Raw genomic sequence first — 3,977 nt, forward strand, 5'->3', positions numbered from 1 at the left:
GGCGGTGGCGGGCATGATCGTTGCCGCGGATATCCGTGGGGCCGATGCCAATAATGCCGGTTTGTGGTTGGAGCTGGATGCGATTCTGGCGGTGGTGATTGGCGGTGCCTCGCTGATGGGCGGACGCTTTAATCTGGTGCTGTCGCTGATTGGCGCGTTGATTATTCAGTCGATGAATACTGGTATTTTGCTGTCCGGCTTCCAGCCTGAACTCAATCAGGTAGTGAAAGCGGTGGTGGTGATGTGCGTGCTGCTGCTGCAGTCGCCACGCTTTATTGCCATGTTGAAACGGAGACGCCCGAAATGATTAAACGTCATCTGCCCTTGATGATCACGCTGCTGGTGTTTGTGGCGGGTTATCTGTTTTGCCTGAGTCAATTTCCCGGCTTCGCCTCAACGCGCGTGATCTGCAATATCCTCACCGATAATGCCTTCCTCGGCATTATTGCGGTGGGAATGACGTTCGTGATTTTGTCCGGCGGGATTGATCTGTCGGTGGGCGCGGTGATCGCCTTCAGCGGCGTGTTCCTCGCGCGGGTGATTGGCGATTATCATCTCGATCCAATTCTGGCGTTTGCGCTGGTGCTGGCGATGGGCGCCCTGTTTGGCGCGATGATGGGCTGGTTGATCGATGCGCTGAAAATTCCGGCATTTATCATTACGCTGGCGGGGATGTTTTTCCTGCGCGGCTGCAGCTATCTGGTGTCGGAGAATTCGATTCCCATCGATCATCCGCTTTACACCACGCTGTCGAGCCTCGCGTGGAAGATCCCCGGCGGTGGCCGTTTGAGCTTGCTGGCGGTAATTATGCTGGTGGTGGTGCTCGGCGGCATTATTCTGGCGCACCGCACGCGTTTTGGTAATCAGGTGTATGCGATTGGCGGCAGCCTGACTTCGGCGCAGCTGATGGGCGTCTCTACGCGCGCGACCACCATTAAGATTTATATGTTGTCGACCACGCTGGCGACGCTGGCGGGCATTGTGTTCTCGATTTATACCTCGGCGGGTTATGCGCTGGCGGGATTGGGTGTGGAACTGGACGCGATTGCCTCGGTGGTGATTGGCGGGACGTTGTTGTCCGGCGGCGTCGGCACGGTGTTGGGCACGCTGTTCGGCGTGTTGATTCAGGGATTGATCCAGACCTGGATTAACTTCGACGGAACCTTGAGTTCATGGTGGACCAAGATCGCCATCGGCATTCTGCTGTTCGCCTTTATCGCGCTGCAACGCCTGTTAACGGTTATGTGGGATCGCCAGCAGAACGCACCTGTCAAAAGATTAACCTCGTAATTGTCGTAGGGTGGCCATTAATGGCCACCTGGTTAGCTTGGTGGCTACTTGATCGTGCTGGTCTTTCCTGTCCTCATGGATAATTTCATCGCTGTTTTACACCAGGAGCGCATGAATGCGCACCCTACGAAGATGTAGGGTCGCCATTTATGGTGACCGCCACCAACAAAAAGGCCGCGAATCATCGCGGCCTTGTTCATTCCAGATCACATCAACGTGCCAGGCGGTAATACGCCTCATTCCAGCGCAGGGCATCTTTAAATGCCGGTAAGCGCGTATCCTCATCAATCACCAGCACTTCAATGCCGTTCAGCTCGCCGTACAGATACATATCATCCAGATCCAGCGCCTGGCTGAACACCGTGTGGTGCGCGCCGCCGGCAAGAATCCAGGCTTCGGAGGCCGTTGCCAGCGACGGCTGGGCACGCCACAGCGCACGCGCCACCGGCAGTTTTGGCAGCGGTTTGGGCTGTTCGATGGCATCCACCACATTCACCAGCAAACGGAAACGATCGCCCATATCGATGACGCTGGCATTCACCGCGCGTCCGGCTGGCGTGGAGAAGATCATGCGCGCTGGATCGGCTTTGTCGCCAATGCCGAGGAACTGCACATCAATCAGCGGCTTCTCCTCTTTGGCGATGGACGGGCACACTTCCAGCATGTGCGAGCCCAGCACCAAATCGTTGCCCGGTGAGAAGTGATAAGTGTAATCCTCCATAAAGGAGGTGCCGCCTGCACGCGTGCCCGCTTGTACCTTAAGGATGTGCAGCAGCGCGGCGGTTTTCCAGTCACCTTCACCGGCAAAGCCGTAGCCCTGGCCCATTAAGCGCTGCACCGCCAAACCGGGCAGTTGCGTCATGCCGTGCAAGGTCTGGAAGTTGGTGGTGAAGGCTTTGCAGCCCTCGGCTTCTAGGAAACGCTTCAGACCGAGCTCAATGCGCGCCGCATCCAGTACGTTTTGACGTTTTTCGCCGTTGACCGCTGCTACATCGGTAAAACGATATTGGCTTTCATATTCGTCAATCAACGCGTTGACATCGCCATCGCTGACGCTGTTGACCACTTCGACCAGATCGCCCACGCCCCAGCCATTCACGGAATAGCCAAACTGAATCTGTGCCGCGACTTTATCGCCTTCGGTCACCGCCACTTCGCGCATGTTGTCGCCGAAGCGCGCCACTTTCAGCTGCTGGCTGGCCTGTTTTGCCAGCGCGGCATTGATCCAGCGTCCGATGCGCTGCTGGCTAGCTTTATCCTGCCAGTGACCCGTCACCACGCTGTGTTGCAAGCCCATGCGCGCGCCGATAAAGCCAAACTCGCGGCCGCCGTGCGCGGTTTGGTTGAGGTTCATAAAGTCCATATCCATGCTGTCCCACGGAATCTCCGCATTGAACTGGGTATGGAATTGCAGCAGCGGCTTATTCAGGATGCTCAGGCCACCAATCCACATCTTGGCTGGCGAGAAGGTGTGCAGCCAGGTAATGATGCCGACGCACTGATTGTCGTGGTTGGCAGCGCGGCATAAGGCCAGCGCTTCGTCCGGCGATTTCACCAGCGGCTTCAGCACCAGCGACACCGGCAAAGTGCCAGCTTGATTCAAGCCTTCCATCACCTGGCGAGCGTGCTGTTCCACCTGACGCAAGGTTTCCGCGCCGTAAAGGTGCTGCGTACCAATAACAAACCACACCTGTTGTGCGTTGTGCTGTTCCATAAACTCTCTCCTTTACTGAGCGGATGCGGTGCGTGCGGCATACTGCGGTTCAGCGGCCTGGCACCAGTTTTGATAACGTTGATAAAGTTGCTGATAAACCACCACGCGCTCGGCGTTGGGTTGCAGCGTGACATCAATCGGACTGGCCATCACGTGCTGGGCGGCAGGCACATCGGCATATACGCCCGCAGCGACGGCGGCAAAAATGGCAGCACCGAGCGCGCAGCACTCGTCAGAGGCAACGATATCCAGCGGACGGTTCATCACGTCGCAGCACGCCTGCATGATGGCGGGGGATTTGCGGGCGATGCCGCCGAGCGTCAGGATGCTCTGCACCGGAATTTGCTGCTGTTCGAAACACTCCATAATGGCGCGTGCGCCAAACGCGGTCGCGGCGATCAGGCCACCAAACAGCGCGGGCGCATCGGTACCAAGGTTGAGATCGGTGATCACGCCTTTTAAGCGCTGATTAGCATCCGGCGTGCGGCGGCCGTTGAACCAGTCGAGCACCACCGGCAGATGATCGAGCTGCGGATTGGCCGCCCAGGCTTCGGTGAGGTTGCGGATCAGATCTTTTTGCAGCGCGGCTAACTGCGGTTGCAGTTCTGGATGTTGCTGCGCCGCCTGCTGCAATGGCCAGCCGAGCAGGCGGCTGAACCAGGCATAAATATCGCCAAACGCTGACTGACCGGCTTCGCAGCCAATCGCGCCCGGCACCACGCTGCCATCCACCTGGCCGCAGATTCCTTTGATGGCGCGGTCGCCAACGGTGTCGCTGTCGGCAATCAGAATGTCGCAGGTTGAGGTACCAATCACTTTCACCAGCGTATACGGCTGCGCACCGGCACCGACCGCGCCCATGTGGCAGTCAAACGCGCCGCCCGAAAGTATTACCTTTTCTGATAAACCAAGGCGCTGCGCCCATTCGCTGCTGAGCGTGCCAACCGGCACATCGGCGGTCCAGGTTTCTTCG

At 57.9% G+C, this 3,977-nt stretch carries 4 protein-coding genes; 2 read left to right on the forward strand and 2 right to left on the reverse strand.

The window, feature by feature from the left end; all coding sequences use genetic code 11:
- Positions 1 to 307: ABC transporter permease subunit (locus RTY00_RS21245; RefSeq protein WP_409519158.1), on the forward strand; the 307-nt coding region annotated here is incomplete at its 5' end.
- Entirely contained in the window at positions 304 to 1,290 is a 987-nt protein-coding gene (gene yjfF / locus RTY00_RS21250) for a galactofuranose ABC transporter, permease protein YjfF (protein WP_154152392.1), read from the forward strand. The genes RTY00_RS21245 and yjfF, both read left to right, overlap by 4 nt.
- 211 nt (positions 1,291 to 1,501) lie before the next feature.
- Here the strand turns inward: yjfF and araA are convergent, their stop codons facing one another.
- Positions 1,502 to 3,004: an L-arabinose isomerase gene (gene araA / locus RTY00_RS21255; RefSeq protein WP_312666050.1), complete on the reverse strand. Its 1,503-nt coding sequence runs from the start codon at positions 3,002 to 3,004 to the stop codon at positions 1,502 to 1,504.
- Between the two features lie 12 nt (positions 3,005 to 3,016).
- Positions 3,017 to 3,977, reverse strand: a 961-nt coding sequence (locus RTY00_RS21260) for a ribulokinase (RefSeq protein WP_312666052.1), incomplete at its 5' end; no start/stop codon positions are given.

Source organism: Pantoea sp. CTOTU49201 (assembly GCF_032054795.1).
Taxonomy (GTDB): domain Bacteria; phylum Pseudomonadota; class Gammaproteobacteria; order Enterobacterales; family Enterobacteriaceae; genus Pantoea; species Pantoea symbiotica.

Bases quoted from the DNA above. Each gene is read 5' to 3' on its own strand.
- yjfF (WP_154152392.1), top strand. From the start codon at position 304: ATGATTAAACGTCATCTGCCCTTGATGATCACGCTGCTGGTGTTTGTG.
- araA (WP_312666050.1), bottom strand. From the start codon at position 3,004: ATGGAACAGCACAACGCACAACAGGTGTGGTTTGTTATTGGTACGCAG.